The sequence below is a fragment of the Lactococcus petauri genome, assembly GCF_002154895.1.
Classification (GTDB): domain Bacteria; phylum Bacillota; class Bacilli; order Lactobacillales; family Streptococcaceae; genus Lactococcus; species Lactococcus petauri.
Window position 1 is genome coordinate 1 of the sequence record NZ_MUIZ01000002.1, and the last position, 26,565, is coordinate 26,565.

Consider the following 26,565-nt stretch of genomic DNA (forward strand, 5'->3'; position numbering starts at 1 on the left):
CATCAATGTCCGATTCAAAATCAGAATCTACAAGCACATCAGACAGTGCATCAAGTTCAGCTTCAGATTCTAAGTCAGAATCAATGAGTGATTCTACAAGTACATCGGACAGTGCATCAACATCAATATCCGATTCAAAATCAGAATCTACAAGCACATCAGACAGTGCATCAACATCAATGTCCGATTCAAAATCAGAATCAATGAGCACATCAGACAGTGCATCAAGCTCAGCTTCAGATTCTAAGTCAGAATCAATGAGTGATTCTACAAGTACATCGGACAGTGCATCAACATCAATGTCTGATTCAAAATCAGAATCAATGAGCACATCAGACAGTGCATCAAGTTCAGCTTCAGATTCTAAGTCAGAATCAATGAGTGATTCTACAAGTGCATCAGATAGTACTTCAAGCTCAGCTTCAGATTCTAAGTCAGAATCAATGAGTGATTCTACAAGTACATCAGACAGTGCATCAAGCTCAGCTTCAGATTCAAGATCAGAATCAATGAGTGATTTATATAATTACCCAAGTACAATTGCAACTAATTCCAATGGATATGGTAATCTGCCAAAAACAGGGGATAAAGAAAATATAGTTTTGAATAGCCTAGGAATCGGTTTATTATGTTCTGCTTCACTTTTTTCTTTACGCAGAAGTAAGAATAAAAAGAGCTGATTTAATGCTAAAAAGTAAGGAATAGAAGAAGTAAGATAAAATATCAAATATGGAAAACTTAATACTATATTATAAAGAAAATTCTGAGCAATGTTCGCAGGCAATTAAGTGGTTGAAGGCACATAATCTTGCAGTAGAGCTAAGAGAAATTGAGTCTATAACACGTAGAGAAATATTTCAACTAATCTACTTATCCGGTATGGATCTACCCGATATTCTTACAAAATTAAATAAGTATTCTCTGAAACAACAAGTTAAGATAAAATATTTGAGTAGGTTACGCTTTGGTGAAAGTTTAATTTATTTAGAAAAGCATTCAGAGCTATTAGAAGTACCCATTATTCTCTCAAATGAACATTCATTATCAGGTTATAACGAGCAGAAAATACAAACTTTCTTGACCTAGTATGTATTAAAAACATGAAGCAGAAATTTAAAAGCTAGCTTCATGTTTTTTTGTACCTTTATCTTAGTAGAATATAGAAAGTTGAAAAAGTTGCAAAGAGTAGTAATACGGGCTTAAAATGATATTAGTTAGTTATTATAACTACTAAAATAAAGTAAGCCATAATAAAAACAGGTTCTCTCAAATATTACTTTCTAGGAAACTTGAAGTTTCTAGAAACATAGTCAAAAGATATCTGGATAAAGACAATGAAGAAATGCTTACTTAGCTGACAACAACACGAATAAGAAAATAGAAAGTAGAAATATACCATATCTTAATCTCTGAACTCAAAAAATTTTGACCTCTCTCCCCCCATAGAACTATGATCAGCTAGAAGAAAGAGGATCTATGCGTGGAGATATCCTTTTTACTTAAGTCTTTGAAGCTTACCATTAAATGGCTCATTTTTAAGAGTATGCTTCTTATGAGCCTGAATCTAAAGGATAGATTAAGAATGTTATTAGTTTTATCCAAAAAATTCTTTCTAAAAATAGAACATACATAGGTCTTGAAATATAGAATCATAAGGTAAAAAACTGGTTTAAATATAAAGAGAATAGTAGGTAATATAATGAGATAGGAAAGTGTACTTTTGTCGCTTATAAAGAGACTAAGAAAATCTTGGCAGACCATGAAATTACTATTGAAAAAGGTATTTTTATTTAAAAGAGAGTCCAGTTACGTAATTGGATTCTCAATGTAAAGGGACTTCTCAAAGAAGTATTTGAAATATTGTCACAAGAAAATGAAGATTAAAAAGTAATAAAACTATATTAATTCTTTAACTTTCAAGAAAACATGAATTTTCTCGAAAGTTAAAAGTGTGCTCTACTCCTTATAGACGGAATATTGAATACTTAATAAACCTCCAGAACAGAAAAATTATATTTATGAATATGAGCTAATTGAATGTCTTTATCTTCTAATTAAAAATATATGTTAGATATTATTTTCCTTACCACTTTCTTCATTATTTTAGGAAATAATTATCTTGGTTTATCTATAAACTTAAAATTGTTCTATTGAACCGTATATATAGTTTTTACACTATCAGTTTCTATATGTGCAGATTTTGCTTAAGTATATGTGTAGATTTTACACTATCAGTTTATAAATATGTAGTTTTTAATTAAGTACATGTGTAGATTTTACACATTTAGAGCTAAAATAAACTATCAAGTACTACTTCTTTCTTTTATTTCTTTGGATTTTAAAAACGATTATTCTGAAGAACAATAATTAGAAAGAATGAGAAATGAAATATAGAGTTAAATGTACAAATATAAGACATTTAAAGGAGCTAAATGTGTAAATATTACACATTTTGAAACTCTATATGTGTAGATTTTACACATATAGAGTTTAATTCAGCAAAAAAAGTTGAAATTGACTCCACTATTTTTGGACCTAAATTAAAAAAACGAAATTGACTCTAAAAGAATTCTTTTTTTCTCATTTTTAAAATTGACTCCAGTAGAGTTAAATATACTGAACATCATCTATTACTGAATTTATAACAAATTTAGAAATTGACTCCAGAACGTCTAAATTTTGATGAATTCTCATAATAAGGTGGATAAGGGGGGAGATTAAAAAAATGTTAGCAATAATAAGAGTGTTTATATAAAATAATCTCTGTTAACCAAAAAATAGAAACGGAGATAAAAAAGTGAGATGCTATAGACGTGGGAAAAGTTGGCAATATGAAATTTCTTATACCAAAGGAAAAAATGAAGTGGGTAAAAATATCTATAGTAAAAAAAGAAAGAGTGGTTTTTCAACAAAAAAAGCAGCCGAAGCTGCAATGATTCGTGATGCATTAACTTTATGTCCAGGAAGTGTAGATATAATTGAAGTAGGATTTGGTGACTACTTTGCTCATTGGATAGAACTTTATAAAGGGAATTTATCGCCACACTCTAAAAGCACCATGAGACAAGTACAGAAATTTATTTATGAATACATGGATAATTGTCCTGTCGGAAATATTACTAGACACTTCTATCAGGATGCACTTAATAAATATAGTCTGAACCATAGTGAGAGCACTTTAGCTTTATTTCATAGACGGATAAAGGAGTGTGTAGAGGATCTGATATTTGATGGTGTAATTTATGAGAATTTTGCGCAGAGGATTAAAATACAGGGACAGCCTAAAAAGTCAAAATTTAAGGAAAACGTATGTGATGATGATAGTTATTTTAAACTCCTTAATCATGTAAAGAATAATATAGCTACGAAGCGTTCAATTAATACATTTGTTTATATTGCAATGGTTACTGGTATGAGGTATTCGGAAGTTGCTTGGCTAAGATGGAGTGATATTGACTTCAAAAAAAAAGTAATTATAGTTCAACCATGGGCAAAGAGAAATCTTAAAACAGAATCATCTAATCGCACAATACCCATTAGCTCTGAAACTGTTAAACTTTTAAAAATTCGGAAAAGATGGGTAATAGAGCAGATATCAAAAGGTGAATTAATTAATGAAGATAATTTGGTATGTAGTACAAAATTTGGAAAGGCAATCTGTAATGCTCCAGCTAATAGGGCCCTAAAAAGGTTAAATAAGAAACTAGGAATTTCTGAGAACATAACATTACATTCGTTAAGGTATACTTTTGGCTCACGTCTTCTTTATGACGGTGTAAACATTGTTTCAGTCTCAAGAGTATTAGGTCATTCTGGAACAGTTGTAACTTTAAGAGTATATTCTCATATCATTCAAGGACTCGAAGCTCAGGAGTCTGATAAAATTAGACAATCTATGAATTATTAATATCTTAAATTTTTTGGCACATATTTGGCACATAGAAATTTTCAACAGAAATTGACATAAAAAAATGATTGAGATATAATAAAGGTACAAAAAAATGGCCTAAATAAGCACATTTAGACCATATAATGAGCGAACAAACCCAAATTGTTTGCTCAGTAATATATCTTACTAAATATTTTATAAATAGTCAAAAGATTTTTCTGAGCATATAGGTTTAGGGGTTTGAAGCGAGTATTTTTCTCTTTATTTTTAAGGATTAACGGCTTACCCATATAGTATCAACAAGTGTTTACACAATAAATTAAATAAGTAATTAAAACTTGTCTAATTATATGCTATAATAATATCCTACTAAAACATGTGAGGAACACAATGGACGATCGAATCAGAATAAGTAGTACATGGCTTGTCATAATAGCAGTTGGTCTTGTTTTATTTAGCTATGGCGCACACTCTCACAAATTATTTTTAGAAGGGCTGGGAGCGATAGCTTCCGTTGGTGCTCTCTTTTGTGGCTTATCGGGTGTAGTTATTCGGTTGATAAGACGAAAGCGTGGACAACGTTTTAAGTAATCCCACAAAAAAACATCCTTATCTTTTGAAGATGAGGATGTTTTTTCATTTATCGTGAATATTTACCATCGATAAAGGTAATATCGTCTGTGTCACTATATGTACTATAAGCTTTCACGAGGGAGATTATCCAGTCGGTGAGTGACCAAATACCAAAAGTCATCCAGTTACATAGAAGTTTAAAGATACCCATGCCGATTTGACCACGCATAAAGCGGTCAACGCCAAAGTGTCCAACTAAAAAGTTTCCAATCCAAACAAAAATATGTTTGTTAATCTTCTTTTCATTCATAAAAGTTTCTCCTTGCCCTTTTAGCGTGATTCGCGCACGTATTTCATCCTTCAAGAGACTAGCTTGCGATATAATTTGTTCCCATTTTTTTATCTCTTACTCTTTTCATTATATAGACAAGCTCCCCAAGATTCAAACATTTAATAAAAATTTTTCAATAAAATATACTCTTTCATTTAGTTAATAATAAATACTTTTTGTATCATCCCATACGTGTGATAAAATGAGAGAAGGAGGATAAACAATGGATACAACTCAAGCTCTAGCAAAACTTAAAGCTCTTGTAAACACTTCTTTGTATTATAATAAAGATGTGTATGACCGAGAAAGATTAGAAGAAATGAAAGAAATTCTCTTTGAAATTTCTCAAAAGTTGACCTCTTACTCAAAAAATGAACTGGAATCCTTCTTTAATGAGGATTTAGGTTATGTCACACCCAAAGTGGATGTAAGAGCTGTTGTCTTTGAAGATAACAGTCTCTTACTTGTGAAAGAAAAAACTGAAGGAAAATGGTCTTTACCTGGTGGTTGGGCAGATGTCGGTTATTCCCCTGCAGAAATCGCTCAAAAAGAAGTAAGAGAAGAAAGCGGGCTTGAGGTGATACCTTTGCAGTTGTTTAAGCTGGTTGATAAGGCCAAACATCCTTATCCTAAAAGCTTGAATTATGTTTATAAGCTCTTCTTTTATTGTGAGCCCAAAACTTTTGAGTTGCATCCGGGATTAGAAACTTCGGAGGCACGCTTTTTCTCGCGGGAAGAAGTTGAAAACTTGCAGAATATTTCTGTGGATCGAAACACACGTGAGGACCTTCTGGAAGCTTTTGAATATCATAATCATCCAACACCAGGAGCAAGATTTGATCGCGTGCAGTAAAAGGTGGCTCACGAAAATATCAAATATGTTATAATATCATTATTCCATGCGGACGATGAAAAAGATTGGGCTGTTTAGGATGATTGCCCCTATTGAATAAACGATTACGGAGAAATCAGTGGAGATTTTTACGTTTATCGAACCAAAAAGTAGCGGGCTGCTGACAGTCCGCATTTTAATTTTTAAAATAATAATGTATGTGCTTGGGATTGAAAAGAATCACCAAAGTGCATAGAGAAAAAGAAATATTGGAGAAACATGAAAATAAAAGAAGTTATATTGGATGAACTTAAAAAACATCCAAAGAGAGCCTATGCTGTAGAAGAACTGGCAATGGAACTTGACCTAACAAAGGCTTCAGATTTTAAACTATTTGTTAAAACTTTAGCTGCTCTTGAAGGGGAAGGATTACTGGAATTTACAAAAAATGGAAAAGTCACACTAGCCGAAGTAAAAGCAGAACTTGTCGGAGTCTTCCGTGCTAATGCGAACGGTTTTGGTTTTGTAACAGTCGATTCTGATGAGCCTGACGTTTTTATTCCTAAGGGAAGAACGGCTTTTGCTCTTGAAGGAGATGAAGTAAAAGTCGAACTGAAAAGTAATGCCAATCCTTTAAAAGGCACAAGTGCTGAAGGGGTAGTTACAGAGGTTTTAAAGCGCGCGGTCACTCAGCTTGTCGGAACTTTTGTCAAATTTGACGAAAAAGAACGTCAAGAGTTCAATCGTATCGGTTACGTAAAATCACGCAATAAAAAGTTGCCTTATCATGTCTTTTTGACAGATAAGGGCTTGGTACCAGAAGATAAAGCAGTAGTTCGTGTTGACATTACCGCTTATCCAGATAAGAAAAATCCCAAAAGTATGCAAGGTTTGGCTGTCGAAATTGTCGGACAAGCAGGTGATAAAGGAATCGATGTTCTTGAAGTTTTAGCTTCACTTGGTATTCGTTCTGAATTTCCAGAAGACGTTTTGGCGCAAGCGAACGCTGTACCAGAAGAAGTTGATGAAAAAGATATCATGGGGCGCGTGGACTATCGCAATGAGATTACTTTCACTATCGATGGCGCTGATGCAAAAGACTTAGACGATGCTGTGCATATCAAACGATTGGGTAATGGTAACTATGAGTTGGGCGTTCACATTGCAGATGTGTCACACTATGTCACTGAAAATTCGCCCTTGGACCGTGAAGCTTTTGAGCGTGGAACATCAGTATATGTGGCTGATCGTGTCGTGCCAATGTTGCCTGAACGACTCTCAAACGGTATCTGTTCACTCAACCCACGTGTTAATCGCTTGACACAGTCTTGTGTGATGGAGATTACGCCAGAAGGAAAAGTCCTTCAATCACAAATAGGTCCTTCCATTATCAAGACGACAGAACGTATGACCTACGATGATGTTAACCTTATGCTTGCTGGTGACGAGGAAACATTAGAAAAATATGCTGCAATTAAAGAATCCGTAGAGATTATGTCTGAGCTTCACGAAGCTTTGGCAGCGATGCGCCGCCGCCGTGGGGCGATTGATTTCGAAACTATGGAAGCATGGATTATCGTTGATGAAAATGGCTTGCCTATCGAAATTCGTAAGCGCAGTCGTGGAACAGCAGAACGAATGATTGAGTCCTTCATGTTGATTGCTAACGAAACAGTTGCAAGCAGTTTTGAAGCACGTCATTTACCAGGGATTTATCGTATTCACGAACATCCAAAAGAAGAAAAAATGACCCGTTTTATCGACTTTGCTGCAACTTTTGGTTTGCAAGTCAAAGGCACTTCGACAGAAGTTAGTCAAAAAGCCTTGCAAGAATTTTTGAAAAAAGTGAAAGGCCAACCAGGAGAAATGGTTCTCTCAACGATGCTTCTGCGTTCGATGCAACAAGCACGCTATTCGGAAGACAACTATGGTCACTTTGGCTTGGCAGCAGAAAACTATACACACTTTACCAGCCCGATTCGTCGTTATCCTGACTTGATCGTGCACCGCTTAATTCGTGAGATGGCTCAACCAAGTCCAAAGACCATCGAATATTGGGCCGAAAAAATACCGGAAATTGCTCAACAATCAAGTAACCGTGAACGCCGTGCTGTCGATGCTGAACGTGAAGTTGAAAAGATGAAAAAAGCCGAATTTATGGAAAAACATGTCGGCGAACAGTTCGAAGGTGTTATTGCCAGCGTCACTCGCTTTGGGATGTTTATTGAGCTTGAAAATACTATTGAAGGTTTGGTTCATATTTCTACTATTAAAGGTGAATATATGAACTTCCATGAACGTATGATGGCACTTGTGGGAGAAAAAACAGGACTTGTCTTCCGAATTGGTCAACCCATCAAAATCCAAGTTACTAAAGCGGATAAAGTTACCGGTGATATCGACTTTGAATATATCAAGAGTGATCTCGATGTTGTCGAAAGTAATTTAAAATCTAAAAAAGAAAAAGGCCCACGCCGTAGACCAAAAGCAAATCGTTCCGAAAATAAAGAGGAACGTAAAGCCTCAAAACACGGAAAAAATTTCTCTGAAAATAACAAAAACAAAAAATACAGAGGTAAATCCAAGGATGAGGATCGAGAACGTAAAAACGATTTCGATAAAAAACCAAATAAAAAGAAAAAGAGGAAGAAGCCTTTCTATGCGGATGCAGCAAAAGGAAAATTCGGAAATAATACGAAGAAAAAATCGAAAAAATAAAAATACTTTAGAGGAGAAAAGCCTATGTCAGAACAATTGAATCTTGAGAAAACGGCCTTGGTCCTGATTGATTTACAAGAAGGCATTGTAAATCGTTCACAGCTTGAACCCTATAGTAAGGAAGAAATTCTTGCCAAAAATGATAGATTGCTGGACAAGTTCAAGAATACAGCAGGACTTATCGTTTTTGTACATGTGAAAAATTATGGGCCAGAAGTGCTCACTCCGCTTACAGATACAAATATAAGTGCTTCTGGTCCACTTCCCGACAATTATAGCCAATTTGTTTCTCCTTTAGCTTATGATGAAGAGGTTAAAAATAAAATCCATGTCAAAAAGCACAATTGGGGCGCTTTTTATGGGACAGATCTCGATGTGCAGTTACGTAGACGAGGCATTGAAAACATTATCTTGACAGGTGTTGCTACAACGATAGGTTGTGATACAACGGCGCGTGAAGCTTATCAACATGGATATAATGTGATTGCTGTTGAAGATGCAATGACAGACTTTAATGGAGCACTACATAGAGGCATCGTTAACGGTATCTTTACACGCTTAGGACGCGTCCGCTCGACAGAGCAAGTCTTAAATATGATACAGGATTAGACCATAGAGAGCAGTAGGTTTTGGTGATTTGAAAAGTTCAAGATGTAGAAGAGCATAGGCTTTTCTGCATCTTGAGCTTTTTATATTTTTAGACAATTGATAAGAAGTTGGAGAAGATTAAAGAAATCACCGTAATAGTATGTTAATTTTTTCATAAAGTAAAATTGACACATTTTTTTGCTATAATGTTAACGGTGATTTTTTCACATTTATTTGAAAGTGTAAGTAATGATTTAAAGTGGGAAAATGTCCGATAATAAGATAAAAAGACGGTAAGCCAAACCTTAACCGGCTTAAAATACGGAAGAAATAGAAGATGGCTTATATAAGCTATTTAAGGATATTGAACATGGAAAATAGGACAAGATTTAATTTAACAAGTGGTTGGAGTATATTATGCACAATAGCAACCATAGTTGTTTTAGGACTAACCTTTATTTTTATTTTGAACCTCAACCGCTTTACAGGATACACGGGCGATGATTTTTTGTATCACTTTATCTATACAGGTGCTTGGCCAAGTGAACATCTGAGTGAATATCATAATATTGGTGATTATATTTCAGCAGTCTATACGCACATGACACTATGGAATGCCCGCATGACTTCGATAATTTTCGAAATCTTAGTGATGCAGCTTCCTAAAGGAATTTTCAATATCCTTAATGCCAGTATTTATGTATTGGTTGGGCTGTTATTGAATGTAATAATCAGTGGTAAAAAGGTACTTTTAAAACCTTTGCATCTGACGTTAACTTTTCTGTTGATGTGGTTTTTCATTCCGGGGATGGGCAGCACAGTGCTGTGGGTCAGTGGAGCTGCAAATTATCTGTGGGCCACAGTAATCATACTCCTCTTTTTATTACCCTACCGTTTTAATGTAAGTACAAAACGTGGTTGGGAAGAATACTATCTCCCGGTTTTGGGACTTTTAGCAGGCTTAACAAATGAAGTCGGTGGCGCGACAACTGTATTGCTTGCTCTCATTTTTACGGTTTATAATTTTAAAAAATCGACAAACGGAAACACGGTGGCGCAGATTTTAGGAACCTTAGCTGCCGCCTTTGGTTTTGGGACGCAAGTCATCTTATCATCAGGATCTGCTGAAACACAGAACTACGGAGTCTCCGCAGGTTTAGGCCAACGTTTCCTCGATATCATATCGGGAACTGCGCATTATTCTGGTTTTCTGATACTGCCTATCCTTGTGTTTGGGGGAATTCTTTATTTTAACCGGAAGCAACTCCAAGAAAAAGCATGTTATCTCTGGCATGGAGGACTTATCTTTCTGGTATCAGGTCTTGCAGGTTGTGCTGCAATCCTGGCATCGCCCATCACACCTGCCCGTCTTTGGTTTGCAAGTAACATTCTGTTTATCATAGCTTTATTAATGATGATTGAAGCATGGCAGGAGTTACGTACACAAAGCTCTTGGACGAATGTGCCTTTGTGCATTGCCATTATTTGTTTAAGCTTTGTGAGTTTGCCCAGCTATGACTATAATTTAAAAGACATCAAAAATTCATATGAATATTTTTATACAGCCCAATCTATAGCCCAAAAAGCAAAAGAAGAGGGTAAAACTTCGGTCCGCGTACCTGGGATTCCGATGACTTCTAACGACTTTAATGCTTATTTTGGAACGCCTTATTTGGTTTCAAGTGAGCACCCAGAAAAAGAATGGGCGAATACATGGTTTGCCAAATATTATGGGCTAGAGAAAGTCTATTTGGATGATACAGTGCCAATAGCAAAAGTAAACTTAGAGAATGCTCAACCTATTGATAACATTCTGAATGCTTACAATAAATATTTTGGTTATTTCCAACGCAAGATTCTTCCTTTCAATACTGATAGGGTCTTAAAACGTGAGCAAACTGCTAAAACTTCGACAGCAAAAGCAACCATCACTAAGAACACTAAACCAAATAACAAAAACTTACCGGCAGATAAACCTTGGCTTCGTAACGCGCTTATTCGCTATATCGATGTAAATAAGGATGAAATCGTTGCAACAGAGCAAATCACTTCACCTTATAATGAAGCTTACGATATTTCTCATGCAGCAACTGCAGGCTATGAAACACTATCAAATAATCCTAAATCTTATATTTTTAATAAACGTTTCGATCAGACCATTGACATTCATGTCAAGCCTACACTTCATACCATTACACTTTTCTTTAATGATAAACATCAAAAAAATATTTCCATCACAAATGTTGAAGGCCAAACAGGAGAAACGCTCACCGTACAATTGCCACGAGGTTACAGCAGCAATGGATCAAAAACAACACGTGTTACCATTGATGCAGAGACACCTTGGAATAAAACAGTAGAAGTAACCAAAATTCCATTTTGGAAAAATCTAGGAAGATTCTCGACTTTTTATAGCGTAGTTGCTGGGTTATTGATTTTTGTGGTTTATGATATTTTTCTTAAACAACGGCAGGGAAGATAAGTATTATCTTTTATCAAATGTGTGTACCATGTCATGTGGAAAGAGTCCTTTAGGGCTCTTTTTTTGTGCTGCGAAATATTTTATCAAAGAGCTAGCTAAAAAGGTTGAAGAAACAAATTGATTCGCTTTTTCTTAAGAAAGTTAGTGATAAAAACAATAGATACGCACCAAAGCTGAATTATAAAAATGCATATGGTTACAATTAAATTAATGTAATGTTTGTATATTGTTTCTTTTTGTGACTTTTATTTCGTATAATTATATTTAGTTAATAAAAAAATTATTTTAAATTTAGAAAGAGGTAAAAAATGGAAACGACAACAACTCATTCACATGTTGAACAGCAAAAGATAGTTACTGGGATTTTTGCAAATAAAGGAGATATCATTGATAGCTTTACCTTAATTTATGGTGAAGAGAAAGTTAGGCATGGTGGCTCTGGTGGTACATCATCAAGAACCTTTAATTTTGCACCAGAAGAAGTCATTGTGTCTGTAGAGGTTACAGAAGGAGATTATGGCAAGGAAGGACCTGCAAAAGGACACTATAAAGAATGTGTATCTCGTTTACGTTTTAAGACTAATCTTAATAATGTCATCGAATATACGAGTAGAAATTTCGAAGAAAATCAATTTAAAAAATTAAATATTAAAGAATTGAAAGCACCTGAAGGGGAATATATTGTGAGTTTTACATCTGAATTAACTCCCAAATCTTGGGGCAGTTTCTTAAGTTTTAACCTTTCAATCAAAGAAACACAAAAAATTCCATCCACAACCAAGTATGCTATTGATATTCCAGCAGGTCCCATTTGGAATCAAAAAGACGCTGAATTGAAAGGGCCAATCATCGCAGCTGCACATCTAGGGCGATGGACAGGTCACTGGAAAACCGTTATACCAGGAAAAATGAGTGTTGTTAATATTGAGTTTGATATAAACAAAACTGGAAAAAATACTATCGTGGTAGATGTCGTTGCCGGTCCTATATGGAATGAAGAAGATGCAAAAGTGAAGGCTCCAATTGTCTGTGCATCCTACGGAGGAGAATGGACGGGTGCATGGCATACTCCAAAAGAAACTTGGGGCAAGATGAGTGTTTGTCAATGTAAATTTACTTTTTGACATTTTTAAAAAGTATCCGCATAAAAGAATAGCGAGATTCCTTGAAAAATCTCGGGAATAAAACCGAATAGTTTGACTAAAAATTATTGAAATTGAGTCAAGGTATTTGGTTTTTTTTTGCGAAATTTTTAGCGACAGGACTTTATTTTAGTTCTCGTCTTCCTCATCAAACTAAAGTTATCTGAATTGTTTTTTTTTTTTTGATATTTTATAGAAATTATAGATAAAAATTTGACATATAGTTACATAAATGTCATAATAGTAACGATTATGATTACAGAAGATGACAAAAAGATAAAAGTAAAAGCCATTTATATTACAAAGCGTTTTGATTTAATCAGTAATAATAAAAAAGGAAGAGCTCGCACTAAAGAAGCTTTTTTTGAAGGCAATAAACAAGACTTTTGGGCTTTGCGCAATGTCTCTTTTGAGCTTTATGATGGTGAAACGATTGGAATTGTTGGGCTGAACGGTTCGGGAAAATCAACCCTTTCCAATATTATCTCAGGTCAAATTTCTCCAACAACAGGTCAAGTTGAAATTAATGGAGAAGTCTCCATTATCTCAGCTTCAGCAGGTCTGAATAATAATCTGACAGGGCGCGAAAATATCCGTTTGAAAGGGCTCATGTCAGGCATGTCCAAACGTGAGATTGAAGCAAAGATGGATGATATCATCGCTTTTTCTGAACTCAAGGAGTTTATTGACCAACGTGTAAAGACTTATTCCTCAGGGATGCGCGCCAAGTTAGGCTTTTCTGTTATGGTGCATCAAGATCCTGACATTATGGTTATTGACGAAGGACTGGCTACTGGCGACCAAACTTTTGTGGGTAAATCCAAGAAAAAAATGTTTGAGTTTCGTGAAAAAGGCAAGACAATCCTGCTGGTTTCCCACTCGATTCCGACGATCAGGGAGTGGTCAGACAAGGTGCTTTGGATACATTATGGCGCAGTCAAGGCTTACGGATCAGTGGAAGAAGTTCTCCCCCAGTATGAAGCCTTTATTCGTTGGTTTAACGGTCTAGAGCGTAAAGAACAAGAGGAGTACAAAACAAAAGCCCGCCAAGAGCAATTGTCCTATTCACTGGAAGAATACCGTCAAGAACTTACGGAATTAAAAGTAGGAGAAAACCGAAAAGGTAAACGCAGGATTGAGGCACTCACGGCAAAAGCAGCCAAGAAGAAATCTAGTATGTCGACCAAAGTTTTATTATGCTTGTCTGCCTTTGTGCTACTATGGTTGGCTTTGGTCAATACATCTTCGATGACTTTGAAAAAATCACTGCGAAACCCGCTTGATTTCTTTCAACATCATTTGTTTCAACCTAAGGAAACCTTCTTAGAACGGCAAAGAGCGACAGGAAACTTACCGCCTCAGCCTGTCGAAGAAAAGCAAGATGAGCAACCTGTCCAAGAAACAGAAAATAAGCCCGCACAAAACGAGCCTCAACCAAAAGAAGAAACCCCAGCAGAAGCCGAGCCGAAACTCACAGAATATCATGTTCAGGTTGGAGATACTTTAGATGCTATTGCTCTGCATTTTAATACTACGATTGAGGAGTTGGCGCGATTAAACCCTGAACAGGATTTGAACGCATTATTGGCTGGGCAAGTCCTTACAGTTCCAGAAAGCCAAGCGTCAGAAGAAGGCGATAATACCCTGAGTGAGTACAGTGTTCAAGTCGGAGACACGATAGACAGTATTGCTGCGCAGTTTCATATCAGCCCTGAGGAGCTTATCCAGCTCAACCCTACGCAAGATTTGAGTAACTTAACAGTCGAGCAAATCCTCACCGTTCCGACAACTCCTTAAGATTAGAGAAGAAAGATTTACAAAGTGAAAAATATTTTTCAGTACTTTAAAGAACAAGTCCGATATTTCCCGGTAGCTTACAGCATGTCCAGATACAACACCAAAAGTGCAACCATGCATAATCGTTTTGGTCGTGTCTGGGAAATTCTAGATCCTTTATTTCAGCTTGGCGTTTTTTATCTTTTATTTGGTGTACTCATGAAACGTGTCATACCGGGAGGTTATCCTGTCCTGCCTTGGATGTTTATTGGCTTAGGGGTTTGGGGTCTCATGCAAAAAACGATTGTCTCTGGGGCACTTACCACTTATAATAAGTTGCGTGCCGCATCAGTCATGAAATTTCCTGTTTCTATCTTACCGACCTCAGCCTTTTTGGGTTTTTTGAGTGAGTTTTGGGTCATGATAATCGTTGGAACTCTGGGAGCAGTATTCAGCGGATTTATACCGAGCCTCTATCTTTTACAAGGACTTTATTATTTCTTTGCCTTGCTCATTTTCTCTGTATCTTTTTCTTTATTGAATGCTACAGTCATGATTGTTTTTCCCGACTTAAAGTTCTTTCTGAACTATTCGTTTCGTTTTTTGATGTTCCTGTCAGGCGCTGTATTTTCGATGAGACAGTTCAGTCAAATTCCGCAATTTATACTTCAAGGAATAATGTTGAATCCTTTTTATTACCTGATTGAAGGCTTTCGTGATGCCATTTTTGGCACACAGTGGTTCTGGGAAGTGGATCCTTCGATTATCTTATCTTTTTGGACTCTGACTTTCTTCATCCTTCTTTTAGGTACGCATTTGCATTATAAAATTCGGGAACGTATTTCGGACTTTTTGTAGGGAATGGATATCTTTCCACACGACTCAAGAGGAAGTTATATGGTTTATAAAAGCAAAAGCTAAATATAAGAAGAGGATTTATTTGAAACGAGGATATATTTTATGAAAATATCAATTATTGGTTTAAACATTTTTGGAATTGGCGGAACTTCAAGAAGTAATCTTAATACTATTTATGAGTTTTCCAAAGATAGCAATAATGAAATAACTTATTATAATTTTGCGGATTTTAGCAAAGTAGATGTTTTAGCACTTATGCAGCGAGAAGTATTTATGAGAGATATTAAATATCAACATTTAAATGATATTTTTAAAATCTCTTATGATGAAAGTGATACAAGCTTATATATTATTACAAGAGAAAGCTTTTTTGGTTTAGGAAAATTTCTGAGAGCTAAAAGACCGAATGCAAAAATTCTTGGAGAAATTCATGCACCATTAGCGTATCTAGATGATGCTTTGGGAGTTGATTTACCCTATTTTTCAGCTATAAGAGTTGCTACTGAGAGTATAAAACATGATTTTATTAAGCAATTTGGATATGATAACGTTTTTGTCCAAAGAGTAAGTCTTGCGCATATATCACGTGTAAACGCGTTTGAAAATTCCTTAACGACTAACTTTGTAGTTTTGTCACGTTTTTTTGAAAAACAGAAAGATGTTGCTTATTCGTTAAAATTGATGGATTACTTAATTAATTATTTAGGGTGTAAGGAAATAAAATTTTACATAAAGGGGGACGGACCTGCCCAGCTACTATATGAAAATCTTATCCAATATTATAATTTAAAAGAGCATGTTTTTGTTAATTTTGAATTACCAGAAAACTATATTTATTTATCAACTGCCAGACTAGAAACTCTGGGATATTCAATAGTAGAGGCGATAAGTGAATACAAACTGGCTTGTGTTTATGAAGGAGATGATAAAGTTAACTTGGAAAACTTCGAGGAAGTCAGCTCTATTTCATGGTTGAATAAAGACTTGAGTCATGATGCAAATGTTCTACTTCAAGTTATGCAAAAAACTTTGACCAAGCAAGAAATAAAAAGTGATGTTGAAACTATATTAAAACCATCGAAGGATTACTGCCAAAATATTTTGTATCAGGTTAGTAAGTTCTCAAAGAGGACCTCACAAGCAAGTAATGAAGTTAAGCTTTCAAATAAAGAAATCAGTGATATTATCAAGAAGCTTTCTACGAATACAATAGAAGCGGATGATATTTTATCAAATTTAAGAAGTTACTATTTAAAAATCAAACACTATCCTATTGTTGGTCCCATTTTAAAAAATAAAAATATCAGAAGACAGATAAAGAAGGCTATTTTAGCTGTAGGAAGCAGTACGCAGCCCAAATTGGAAGTTAAAGATGATTATTTTTTCATTGAGTCATTTCACGGTAAAAATTTCTCAGGAGATCCTAAGCACTTGGCACTAGCAATTTCGGAAAAGTATCCAGAAGCTAAAATTTTTGTAAGCTCCACTAATCAACTTGTTGATATAGCAATCAGAAGCTATGGATTTGAAGCGGTACGACTTGGTACTAAGGCTTATCTCAAAGCTTTCACGCAGAGTAAATATGTTTTTCATAGTGCCAATACCTTAGATAAGGCTGGAAAAAACAAGGGACAAATCTTTATCCAAACTTGGCATGGTTTCCCAATTAAAAAAATGGTTTCCGACTTAGAAAACATGGAACAGAGAGAACAAGAACTTAATGCTTTTATTCCGAGGATGAAAAAATGGGATTACCTCATAACATCGTCTGATTATCATACTCAACTCTTAAATTCAGCCTTTCTTCTTAATAAAAACTCAAAATTAAAGGTTTTATCATTGGGAGCACCGAAAAATGGCTATTTGATAAAAAATAAGGAGAACCAAAATGAGTTGAAAAAAGTGCACTTAAAATATTTTAATCGCCCCTTGATTGAAGGAAAAAAATATATTCTGTTTTGTCCGACATGGAGAAAGAATGAACGAAGTGAGGTAACTTCCATTGATTTAAAAGAAGTCATTAACCAACTCCCAGAAAACTACGAAATTATTGTTAAACTTCATCCACATGAAGCACAATTAAGGAGAGCATATTCAAATCTAGATGCACGTATCCACTGTTTCTATAATGAACTTGTTGACATTCAGGAATTATACTTACTAAGTGATATTTTAATATCAGATTACTCATCAGCGGTATTTGATTATGCCCATCTACAAAAGAAAATTATTCTTTTACAAGAAGATGTTGAAGAATATACACATCAGATAGGAATGTATTTTGATTCTGAATCACTTCTGAAATTGAAGGGGAAGAATTACACAACTGAGGAACTGGTTGAAAATATTCTGTCATCTGGTGAAAAGGAAAAATATGAGTATAATTCGCTTATTATTAAAGAGCTGTTGAATAAAGATAGTATGCACTCAGCCAATGATATTTTAAAACAGATAGGACTATGATTAATGAAAAATGAAGAAAAAATTTTAAGAGTAACATATAAAAAGAAAATTCGAGATTATAACTACGAACGCATTATTGTTGATTTGAAAAATTCAAAAAATATTATTGCCTTGAGTAAAGAAAACGAGATTTTTTATAATCTCTACAAGGACTTGCTGACCAATGATTTTATGTTTTATTTTCATCAAGGAACAAAATCTTACTTTATTAAGCGTAAGTTAATTGCGCAAATTTGGAAACGTAAAGATTTAATTTCATTTGGTGATTTGTTTTATACCGTTGAAGAACCGCCTCAAAAAAGAAAAAATTTAGTGGCTCCTTTACGCTTAGTCGTTGTTTTTTCGGGAAATGATGTTAAAAATTATTATAATCCTAACATTGGAGTACGTTGCTTTACCAAAAATTATCCAACACTTCAAAATGTTGTTTTAAAAAACACGATAGTTATGAGAATCATGGATTTAAATCTTTCTCATGGTAGTCATTATATCAACACGGACAATTATCCTCATTTTGAAGATGATGTTCAAGGTGCCATCAGAGCTGTCATTGAACGCTATGATATCAATAAAGAAGATGTTGTCCTTTATGGTGCAAACAAAGGCGGGACAGGGGCGTTCTATCATTCGATGTTAGGTGATTATAAGTCTTTAAGTATCGAACCCATTATCTCTATATTAGATCGAAAAAGTTTATTACAAGATAATTATTTTTTAAAGGGGTTAAGAAAAGACTCACTTCTGAGTGATTTACTTGAACTAGATAAACAAGAATTCCGGTATAAAAAGATGGTGATTGGTAGCCCGGTTATTCCGTTTAATTACGATATGTATGGGCAGTTGAAAAATGAGAACATCAATATCATTGACGTGTTGGATAATGCAATAGATGAAGAAGGAGAGGTTTATCCTGAAACTATTGCGGAACAAACAACATTTATTAATAATTTATTGCTTGAAAGTAACGAGTATAAAAGGAAAGTCCAAGAGTTAAAAGGGCTTAGTGAAATCTTGAAATAATGCAAGTGAATCGGAATGTTAAGGAATTAGGAGAAACATTAGTGAATAATATAAATGTAATGACAGCTTGTGACGAGGGATATGCAAAATATATATTTCCACAATTAGTTAGCCTATCTAAAATAAAGACAAATCATAAAATAAATTTTTTTCTACTTTATAATAGGGTTTCAACTGAAGTGATTGATAAATTAGTAGAATTTAGCAAGACGCTTTCTGGTTTAGAATTTTATCCATGTTTCGTTGATAAAAATATTGAAGAATATACCTTGCTAGCTTCATCAGCTGGTGGGGGGGGACTGGGCAAAAGTATTTTCCTTATGAAGTTTATTTTCCATTAGACTGCCATAATTATCTTCCTAACTGGGTGGATAGGATTTTATACATTCATGCTGCAGATATTATTTTTGTTGAAGATTTTTCAGAATATTATTTTTCTGACTTTAATGATAAAGCTATCACTGCCGAAATAACGGCTAGGAATTTCATCAAACAAATAGACAATGGTAAACCCCTCTTATATTCTATTGACGAACACCTAGAATTTTTGAAAAAGAATAGTCTTTTACAATATTTCAATTCTGGAACTTTTATGATTAATGTTGATAAATTTAGGAAGCAGAAGAGAACACTTGATTTCTATTTAGATATGAGAAAGTTGATAATTGAAAATCGTCCTAAGGTTTCAAATGGTATGTATTATGATGGAGATCAAGCCTTTTTCTCATTTGCGTTTTTAGGAGACGTCAACTCTTTTCGTGGGGTCTCTGACGATGAAATTAATATGAGAGTATATAACTATAGCCCTTTCGTTAAGCAGTTGAGGCACGTATTCAAGAGAACAGAGCAATCAGAACACAGGATAATTCATTTTGATGGAAGATTTAAACCATGGTCGATTGAGCCTAATTTTTTTGAGAAGGGCAATATTCCAGGAAATGTGAACGAGATGAATTTTTTGAAGAGACTTCACTCTTTTACGCCTGTTGCTTTTAAAGACTATTATGCTTTATATTGGAAATTTGCGGAAGAAACTCCTTTTTTTAATGAAATGTTAAAAGACTCTAAGCTCTTATCAAGCAATATAAAAAGAACTTATTTAGTAGCAGTTAGCTCTGACATAAGGCATAGAGCAAAGGTCGTAAAATTGACAGAAGAGTTAAATCAAGTCAAAGGAGAGCTGAGACAAATTTTAGACAGACTAGTGAATATAGAATTGAATTAATGAATCAAAAAATTAAGTAATGAATAGCAGAGAAAATAGTAAATGAACAAAGAAAAACGCATCCTCGTCGCAGGCACCTTCGACATCCTCCATGAAAGTCATGTGGACATGTTGCGCAATGCCAAGAATCTTGGCGATAAACTGATCGTCATGCTTTCGACAGACGAATTTAATGCCCAAAAAGGGAAGAAAGCTTATCAGGAATATGCGACACGCAAGTATATTTTGGAGTCTGTTCGCTATGTGGATCTTGTGGTTCCGGAACAGTCTTGGGAGGATAAGGTTCTCTATATTGACATGTTTGAGGTGGCTATTTTTGCCATGGGCGATGATTGGCAAGGGAAGTTTGACTTCTTGAAAGAACAGTTTCCTGAGCTGAAAATCATGTACTTTCCACGTGGCAAAACTTCCTCTTCAAGTATTAAGCAGGATTTAGGGAAGATGTACATTTCCAATATGGATAGTGGAAGTAAATGAAGGACATCAAAGACCTACTTTCAAAATTCAAACTGGCAGCTCAGCCTGTAAAATTTTTGCGATTATTACAGGAAATGGAGCAACTCTTCAAAGCACAACCTCACAACTATCCTAAAGATAAGAAGTCGCAGAAGCTCTATCTCAAGGTTGAGGATGATATTTACTTTTTTCAGAGAAAAAGATTTGTTCAGGTAGAGTTTTTACCTCAAAAGGCAAATCTGATAAAGGTCAGTCAGGGATCACTGGCTCATGTGGCACATATTTTAGGAAAACCTGATGCGGATATCAATGTCTTGCTCAAAACGCTTCGTCAGGTTGATGATATTTCGGTCTTTCAGGAGATCATGACGGAGCTTTCGGGAAATTTTTCCAGCAATATCAGTTTGCGGCAGGTACTTAGAAGTTTAAGCAAGAAGTAATGAAAAGTAAAAGGAGCAAGATGACAGCAGTAAGTTTTTTGGGGAATTTAAGACGGTTAATCTTGAAAGCCTTGCTTTCTGTGTTTTTGCGTGTATTGCCTCTTTTTATCAAGCGTGAAGCCAAGATGATTCTTTTTGCCAGCTATAACGGTAAATCAACGGGAGACAGTCCAGGGGCTATCTTTGAAGCTCTGCGTGCTGATCCGGCTTATGCAGACTACCAGCTGGTTTGGGCTTTAAAGAAGCCGCGTCCGGTCGCAGGAGCTGAAGTTGTAAGATTTAACAGCTTGGCTTATTACAAAGCGCTGACCAAAGCAAAGTACTGGGTCTTTAACGCCAAGATGGCGCCTTATTATTACAAGGCAGAAGATCAGGTTTATTTACAGACTTGGCATGGAACACCGCTGAAGCGTTTGGCGCATGACATTGAAGATACGGGCAAGCGTTATCGTGCTTACTTGACCCACAAGCAAATGGTGAAATCTTACGCAGAAGACAGTAGACACTGGGATTGGTTAATTGCTTCATCACCTTTTACTGTCGAGAAATTCGCCAGTGCTTTCCAGTTCCCGCCAGATAAGATGATTCAAATGCCTTATCCGCGGACAGATATACTGTATCAACCAAAGCCAGAACAGATAGAACAACTCAGAGCGCACTATCAGCTTCCTTTAGATAAAAAAGTCATCCTTTATGCTCCGACGTGGCGTGATGATGCATATGGTTTGGATGGATATCATATGCGGCTCCAGCTTGACTTTGCACACTGGAAAGCAGTGCTTGGTGAGCAGTATGTGGTCCTGTTTAAGCCGCATTATTTGATTTCCAATCACATCAGGATTGACGAGGAGTTAAAGGATTTCATCTATCCATTGCCAGCGACTTTAGATATTCATGAAGCATATCTTATGGCCGATGTGCTAGTGACGGATTATTCATCGGTTTTCTTTGATTATGCTATCTTGAAGCGTCCGATTTATTTCTATATGTATGATTTGGAGCTTTACAGCCAGCATTTGCGCGGATTTTACTTGGATGTACACAAAGATTTACCGAGTGAGCCGATACAAACTGAAAAAGAGTTGCTTGCGGTACTTTTAGAAAACAACTTTGATTTTGCCCGTTTAGCGGACTTTAACCAACGTTTTAACCCGTGGGTAAAAGGTTCAAGTAGCCTAAAAATTATCGAAAAAATTTTTATGGAGTGCAAGGAAAGTTGATTTTTTCGATCTCACAGGAGCCATAAAAAGAAAGAGGAGAAAACATGACGATGAACAGAAGCAGGAAAAAGACAAAGAAAAAGCACCCTGTGAGAAATGCGATTCTTATTATTCTAGGGTTTTTCCTAGTGACAGGAACGGCTCTCGCTGCTGTGTTTTACCAGACGGCCAGAGTAAATGTTGATAAGACTTATGCACCACTTGAAAGCTCCAAGGATCAAGCCGAAGCAACTCAAGCCATCAGTGAAAGTCGACCGCTGTCCTTTCTTATCATGGGACTTGATTCACGTGATGAGGATTTGTCCGGGAGAACAGATAGCTTAATGGTGGTCACGCTGAACCCACAAACTAAGCAAACAACCATGGTTTCCATTCCACGAGATACTTTTATCGAGGCAGAGGATGGCTCAATTACAGCCGTTAACAAGATTAATGCGGTCTTTGCCCAAGGCGGCGCAGCTGCCTCGATTGCGGCGGTCAATCAATTGCTTAACATCAATATCGATCACTATGTAACCATGAATTTTAGCGGTATTGAGCAGCTGGTTGATGCGCTTGGAGGCGTCACAGTCAACTCTGACCTTGCTTTCACTGTAGGCGATATGGAATTTCACGAAGGTGCAAATAACTTGAACGGCAAGCAAGCTCTTGCCTTCACACGTATGCGCCATGATGATGTCAGAGGAACTTATGGAAGAGATGAACGTCAACAAAAAGTCATTGCAGCTATTCTCGCAAAAATGAAGTCGCCACAAAGTTTGACAGCATATCAAGGGATTTTTGAGGCTTTGGGTGGTAATGTCAAGACGGACGTGACCTGGAGTCAGATTCAAAAGATTATACTGAACTACAATCAGGCCTTTGGAAATGTCGTGCATGAGTCTGTGCAAGGGCAAGGACAAATGCTCAATAACTTAAGTTTCCAAGTTGTGTCAGAAGAAGAACGTACCCGCATTCACGATTTACTTCAAGAGCAGTTAACAAAATAAATAAGCAGGAATGAAAAGAATTTCTAGAGGAAGGAGAAGCTCTTAATGAAACTTAAATCCATCGTGTTAACCTTCATTTTGGCACTCTTCTACCCCTTCACTTTTCTCTGTCGTGTCCATCAAAACCGTATCACTTTCATTTCACTTGAGCATGAAAATCTGTCCAAGGATTTCAAAATTTTGCATGATAAGTTAAGCACCAAGCAAGAGTACGAGATAAAAACTTTGCTTTTCAAGTTCCAGCCCACTTTTCTAGGACAACTCCAGTATGGACTGGCTTGTATTCAGCAACTTTTCGTCCTTCAAAGTTCGAAACTGGTGATTATTGACTATAACAACTTTGTCATTTCTAAATTTCCCCATCGTAAAGAAGTCAAAGTTCTAGAGCTTTGGCATGCCACAGCAGCCCTAAAAAATTTTGGCAACTGTGTCCAACGGGATTATGAAATTAAAAACTATGATTATGCTATTGCTAACTCAGATTTTTATAAAAGAGTGTATGCACAAGCTTTCAATCTTCCTGAAGAAAACGTCCTTGTTACAGGTATTCCTAACAATGACAAAATCTTCGATGAACATTTTGTCAAGACAACAAAAGAGCAACTTCTTAAAAAGTATCCTGCTTTAGTAGGAAAAAAAGTCATAACCTATGCCCCAACATTTCGTGGGCGGATCAGTACTTACTTTAAAGAAGTTAAAATTGATTTAGCTTGTGTACATCAAGCTTTGGGGGAAGACTATATCCTCATCTACAAGGCGCATCCACTGATTTCGGGTTCGGCTTATGAGAATAATCCTCATGTGCTTTTTATTGAAGAAGAGCCAATCTCCTCGATTTTTTGTGTTACGGATGTTTTAATTACCGATTATTCGGCTATTGCAGTGGATTGGATGGTCTTTGACAAACCTATCATCGCTTATGTGCCCGACTATAAAAGTTATTCTAAAAAACCAGGTTTGACGATTGATTACTTGCAAGAATTTCCCGGAGAGGTTACTTTTAATGAAAGTGAGCTCATCCAAGCGCTCCAAGCAACAGATAGAGCTTCCTACCAAAAAGAAAGAGCCATGTTTTTCCAGAAAACATATAACTATGGCGATGGCAAAGCAACAGAACGTGTGCTTAAGTTGATTGAAGCAATTATGAACCAGAGCTTGTAGATAAAATTTACATAAAAAAAGCCATTAGACTAGAGCTAAATGGCTTTTTTTTACTTTTACCCTTATTTTTGAATGAAGTAATAAGATGTTGCTTCACCTGAAGCGAGGAGAGCATTCGCTTTGTCTTGAAGTTCCTTGTATGATGTTGAAACTGTTGACTCATGCTTGTTGCCTGCTTTATCTACATAAACCAAGACCCAAGCACGTCCGTTGGGAGTTGTTTCAGAGCTAGATGGTGTTGCATTAGGGTCAGCCTGAGGAGTATGACCACCTGCACCGTTATTTTCTACTGGATTATTTGAGTTATCGACCCAGCCCTGATCTGAACTTTCTGATGTTGCAGGCTCAGACGGTTGTTCAGATGTAGCTGGGGCTTCAGAAGTAGCTGTTGTGGAATCTGAAGTTGAACTGGCATCTGAACTCTCAGATGTTGTAGTTGTTGTTTCTGAACTGCTGGCTTTACTTGTACTTTCACTTGAGCTTTTAACAGAGCTAGAAGGTTCAGAAGATGTGTCTTTCTTTGCGCTAGTTGTATTGCTGCAAGCTGTCAGTAGCAAGACAGCAGCTAATGAACTAACTAAAAGTAATGATAATTTAAATTTTTTCATATGTAAGACTCCTTAAAATTCCTTTTCTTTCTTCCAGTATAACATATTGTCTCTCAAAAACCTGATTAATTATCTATAAATTAAAAGTTAATGAAGAAAAAACTCTCATCTAAAAAAGATAAGTCGAATAATTTGTAAGCGTTTTTTAACTTTGTTAGAATTATTATATAGAAAAAATAATAAATAGAAAGAAAGAGGTGCTTTATGATTTGGTCATTAATCGTTGGTGCAATTATCGGGGTGATTGCGGGTGCAATCACAAGCAAAGGGAAGTCTATGGGATGGATTGCTAATATCTTAGCGGGTCTCGTGGGTTCTGCTGTTGGTCAAGCTTTACTGGGATCATGGGGCCCTAGTTTAGCTGGTATGGCGCTTATACCTTCCATTATCGGTGCCGTTATCGTGGTAGCTGTTGTTTCTTTCTTCTTAAGTAAAATGGGCGATTAAACAGTAGTTGCAGTAAAACGGGAGGAGGAAATGTGTCAAAAGGAAAAAAATTTATTCTAATTTTAGTTGATTTATTTCTTATTACAATCATCCTACCACTGTTTCTTTACACACTCGGGAAATTTAATATAGTCCAACCAATTACAGATATGGCGCAGGTTCCTTATATTGGACCTTACTTGCCTACATATTTCTTGTTTGCAACAGGTATTTTAGGAATTCTCTTACTCATTCTTTTACTTGTCATTATCTTCTATCCAAGAAGATATACCGGCTTTGTCTTAGGAGAGGGTAGAGGAGAACTGCTTCTTAAAAAATCTGCGATTGAAGGCTTTGTGCGAGAAACGCTCAGAGAAAATGGTTATATTAAAGACCCGAAAATCGATACTTTGCTAGGTAAAAATAAGATTAAAATTGCGATTAAAGGTGAGATTATACCTCGTGTGCAAATTTCAGAAAAGGCTTTGCTTATTGAAGAAGAAATTCGTAAGGGCTTGAAAGAGTTTCTCGGGGTAAATCATCACTTAAGTTTGAAAATAAAAGTGAACGCTGTAACACCAAAGAGTAAAAGCAGTTCACGTGTGTTATGATTGGAGGTTAGATGAATCTTTTAGAAGAATATCAATATCCAATTATAGGTGGGGCAATTGGAGCAATCATCGCTATCTGTATCTTTACAATTGGTTTTTGGAAGATGCTCTTACTGTTTTTACTCATCGCGCTTGGTAGTTATATTGGTTTCTATCTCGAACGTACAGGATATATTGATAAAATAGGTAAAAAATAATTAAATAATTTATAAATAAAAAGGAGAAGCTATGGTACAAGAAAACAAAAAAACTTTGGATAACTCAGTTGATGCAGTAAGTGGAACTTTAACTTATGAAGATAAAGTGATTCAAAAAATCGTAGGACTTGCCTTGGAAAAAGTAGACGGCTTGCTTGCAGTTGATGGTGGCTTCCTGTCTAATCTCACAGGAAAACTCGTAAATACGGACGATGTAACTTCTGGTGTAGGTGTCGAAGTTGGTAAACAACAAGTTGCGGTTGATCTTAAAATCGTAGCTGAATATAAGAAATATGTTCCTGACATTTATAAAAATATAAAAGAAGTTGTTTCAAAAGAAGTTAAAGGCATGACAGACCTTGAAGTTGTAGAAGTTAACGTAGATGTTATCGATGTTAAAACGAAAGAACAACAAAAACAAGATGAACAAAGCCTTCAAGATAAAGTAGGCGATGCCGCAAAATCAACAGGACGCTTTACTTCGGAAAAAGTTGATCAAGTGAAAGACAAAGTCAGCGATGATGATGAACCACGTGTAAAATAAAAAAATAAGGAGATTT

26 protein-coding genes are annotated in these 26,565 nt (G+C 35.8%); 23 read left to right on the forward strand and 3 right to left on the reverse strand.

The window, feature by feature from the left end:
* The coding region (locus tag BZZ03_RS02710) for an MSCRAMM family adhesin SdrC (protein WP_233128945.1) at positions 1–331 on the reverse strand (331 nt) is incomplete at its 3' end.
* Between BZZ03_RS02710 and BZZ03_RS02715 the strand changes: the two genes are divergently transcribed.
* From BZZ03_RS02715 to BZZ03_RS02725, 3 genes are all read left to right on the forward strand, one after another.
* Positions 324–680 (forward strand): LPXTG cell wall anchor domain-containing protein, encoded by a 357-nt coding sequence (locus tag BZZ03_RS02715; RefSeq protein ID WP_086582396.1) that lies wholly within the window; start codon positions 324–326, stop codon positions 678–680. The genes BZZ03_RS02710 and BZZ03_RS02715 overlap by 8 nt on opposite strands.
* Before the next feature lie 49 nt (positions 681–729).
* Entirely contained in the window at positions 730–1,086 is a 357-nt protein-coding gene (locus tag BZZ03_RS02720) for a thioredoxin domain-containing protein (RefSeq protein ID WP_086582398.1), read from the forward strand.
* Between the two features lie 1,777 nt (positions 1,087–2,863).
* On the forward strand, positions 2,864–3,907 hold the full coding sequence (locus tag BZZ03_RS02725; protein ID WP_143466326.1) for a tyrosine-type recombinase/integrase: 1,044 nt from the start codon (positions 2,864–2,866) through the stop codon (positions 3,905–3,907).
* Between the two features lie 622 nt (positions 3,908–4,529).
* Here the strand turns inward: BZZ03_RS02725 and BZZ03_RS02735 are convergent.
* Entirely contained in the window at positions 4,530–4,772 is a 243-nt protein-coding gene (locus tag BZZ03_RS02735) for an NINE protein (protein ID WP_019291898.1), read from the reverse strand.
* Positions 4,773–5,016: 244 nt separating this feature from the next.
* Here BZZ03_RS02735 and BZZ03_RS02740 point away from each other — a divergent pair, with 244 nt between their 5' ends.
* The 16 genes from BZZ03_RS02740 to BZZ03_RS02815 all read left to right on the forward strand — a co-directional run bounded on the left by BZZ03_RS02740 (position 5,017) and on the right by BZZ03_RS02815 (position 24,163).
* On the forward strand, positions 5,017–5,646 hold the full coding sequence (locus BZZ03_RS02740; RefSeq protein WP_086582401.1) for an NUDIX hydrolase N-terminal domain-containing protein: 630 nt from the start codon (positions 5,017–5,019) through the stop codon (positions 5,644–5,646).
* 258 nt (positions 5,647–5,904) lie between these two features.
* Positions 5,905–8,343: a ribonuclease R gene (gene rnr, locus BZZ03_RS02745; protein WP_086582403.1), complete on the forward strand. Its 2,439-nt coding sequence runs from the start codon at positions 5,905–5,907 to the stop codon at positions 8,341–8,343.
* 24 nt (positions 8,344–8,367) lie between these two features.
* Positions 8,368–8,952, forward strand: a complete 585-nt coding sequence (locus tag BZZ03_RS02750) for an isochorismatase family protein (RefSeq protein ID WP_086582405.1) — start codon at positions 8,368–8,370, stop codon at positions 8,950–8,952.
* 349 nt (positions 8,953–9,301) lie between these two features.
* On the forward strand, positions 9,302–11,413 hold the full coding sequence (locus BZZ03_RS02755; RefSeq protein ID WP_086582407.1) for a DUF6056 family protein: 2,112 nt from the start codon (positions 9,302–9,304) through the stop codon (positions 11,411–11,413).
* Between the two features lie 308 nt (positions 11,414–11,721).
* Positions 11,722–12,537 carry a mannan-binding protein gene (locus BZZ03_RS02760; protein WP_086582409.1) on the forward strand — a complete coding sequence of 272 codons (816 nt, stop codon included), beginning with the start codon at positions 11,722–11,724 and terminating at the stop codon, positions 12,535–12,537.
* Between the two features lie 270 nt (positions 12,538–12,807).
* A complete protein-coding gene (locus BZZ03_RS02765) occupies positions 12,808–14,352 on the forward strand; it encodes an ATP-binding cassette domain-containing protein (protein WP_158092862.1) in 1,545 nt (514 codons plus the stop codon).
* A gap of 24 nt (positions 14,353–14,376) precedes the next feature.
* Positions 14,377–15,189 (forward strand): ABC transporter permease, encoded by an 813-nt coding sequence (locus tag BZZ03_RS02770; RefSeq protein ID WP_086582411.1) that lies wholly within the window; start codon positions 14,377–14,379, stop codon positions 15,187–15,189.
* A 102-nt stretch (positions 15,190–15,291) separates the two neighbouring features.
* Positions 15,292–17,652 (forward strand): CDP-glycerol glycerophosphotransferase family protein, encoded by a 2,361-nt coding sequence (locus BZZ03_RS02775; protein WP_086582413.1) that lies wholly within the window; start codon positions 15,292–15,294, stop codon positions 17,650–17,652.
* A 3-nt stretch (positions 17,653–17,655) separates the two neighbouring features.
* Complete coding sequence (locus tag BZZ03_RS02780; protein ID WP_086582415.1) at positions 17,656–18,672, forward strand: XcbB/CpsF family capsular polysaccharide biosynthesis protein; 1,017 nt, start codon at positions 17,656–17,658, stop codon at positions 18,670–18,672.
* 41 nt (positions 18,673–18,713) lie between these two features.
* Positions 18,714–19,013, forward strand: coding sequence for a hypothetical protein (locus tag BZZ03_RS02785; RefSeq protein WP_143466327.1), 300 nt, complete (start codon positions 18,714–18,716; stop codon positions 19,011–19,013).
* Positions 18,953–19,897: a glycosyltransferase gene (locus tag BZZ03_RS02790; RefSeq protein WP_233128956.1), complete on the forward strand. Its 945-nt coding sequence runs from the start codon at positions 18,953–18,955 to the stop codon at positions 19,895–19,897. The genes BZZ03_RS02785 and BZZ03_RS02790 overlap by 61 nt, the downstream gene beginning before the upstream one ends.
* 42 nt (positions 19,898–19,939) lie before the next feature.
* Complete coding sequence (tagD, locus tag BZZ03_RS02795; protein WP_086582421.1) at positions 19,940–20,374, forward strand: glycerol-3-phosphate cytidylyltransferase; 435 nt, start codon at positions 19,940–19,942, stop codon at positions 20,372–20,374.
* A complete protein-coding gene (locus BZZ03_RS02800; RefSeq protein WP_086582422.1) occupies positions 20,371–20,793 on the forward strand; it encodes a hypothetical protein in 423 nt (140 codons plus the stop codon). The genes tagD and BZZ03_RS02800 overlap by 4 nt, the downstream gene beginning before the upstream one ends.
* Positions 20,794–20,813: 20 nt before the next feature.
* Complete coding sequence (locus BZZ03_RS02805; protein WP_086582424.1) at positions 20,814–22,013, forward strand: CDP-glycerol glycerophosphotransferase family protein; 1,200 nt, start codon at positions 20,814–20,816, stop codon at positions 22,011–22,013.
* 44 nt (positions 22,014–22,057) lie between these two features.
* Entirely contained in the window at positions 22,058–23,002 is a 945-nt protein-coding gene (locus BZZ03_RS02810) for an LCP family protein (protein WP_086582426.1), read from the forward strand.
* Positions 23,003–23,047: 45 nt separating this feature from the next.
* Positions 23,048–24,163 (forward strand): CDP-glycerol glycerophosphotransferase family protein, encoded by a 1,116-nt coding sequence (locus BZZ03_RS02815; protein WP_086582428.1) that lies wholly within the window; start codon positions 23,048–23,050, stop codon positions 24,161–24,163.
* A gap of 62 nt (positions 24,164–24,225) precedes the next feature.
* Here the strand turns inward: BZZ03_RS02815 and BZZ03_RS02820 are convergent, their stop codons facing one another.
* Positions 24,226–24,771, reverse strand: a complete 546-nt coding sequence (locus BZZ03_RS02820; protein WP_086582430.1) for a hypothetical protein — start codon at positions 24,769–24,771, stop codon at positions 24,226–24,228.
* Between the two features lie 204 nt (positions 24,772–24,975).
* Between BZZ03_RS02820 and BZZ03_RS02825 the strand changes: the two genes are divergently transcribed.
* The 4 genes from BZZ03_RS02825 to BZZ03_RS02840 are packed head-to-tail and all read left to right on the forward strand — an operon-like array spanning position 24,976 to position 26,549.
* Entirely contained in the window at positions 24,976–25,218 is a 243-nt protein-coding gene (locus BZZ03_RS02825) for a GlsB/YeaQ/YmgE family stress response membrane protein (protein ID WP_017369751.1), read from the forward strand.
* A gap of 32 nt (positions 25,219–25,250) precedes the next feature.
* Positions 25,251–25,808 carry an alkaline shock response membrane anchor protein AmaP gene (amaP, locus tag BZZ03_RS02830; protein WP_019293188.1) on the forward strand — a complete coding sequence of 186 codons (558 nt, stop codon included), beginning with the start codon at positions 25,251–25,253 and terminating at the stop codon, positions 25,806–25,808.
* A gap of 11 nt (positions 25,809–25,819) precedes the next feature.
* A complete protein-coding gene (locus tag BZZ03_RS02835) occupies positions 25,820–26,005 on the forward strand; it encodes a DUF2273 domain-containing protein (protein WP_019291889.1) in 186 nt (61 codons plus the stop codon).
* 31 nt (positions 26,006–26,036) lie between these two features.
* Positions 26,037–26,549 (forward strand): Asp23/Gls24 family envelope stress response protein, encoded by a 513-nt coding sequence (locus BZZ03_RS02840; RefSeq protein ID WP_019291888.1) that lies wholly within the window; start codon positions 26,037–26,039, stop codon positions 26,547–26,549.
* Positions 26,550–26,565 lie beyond the last annotated feature (16 nt).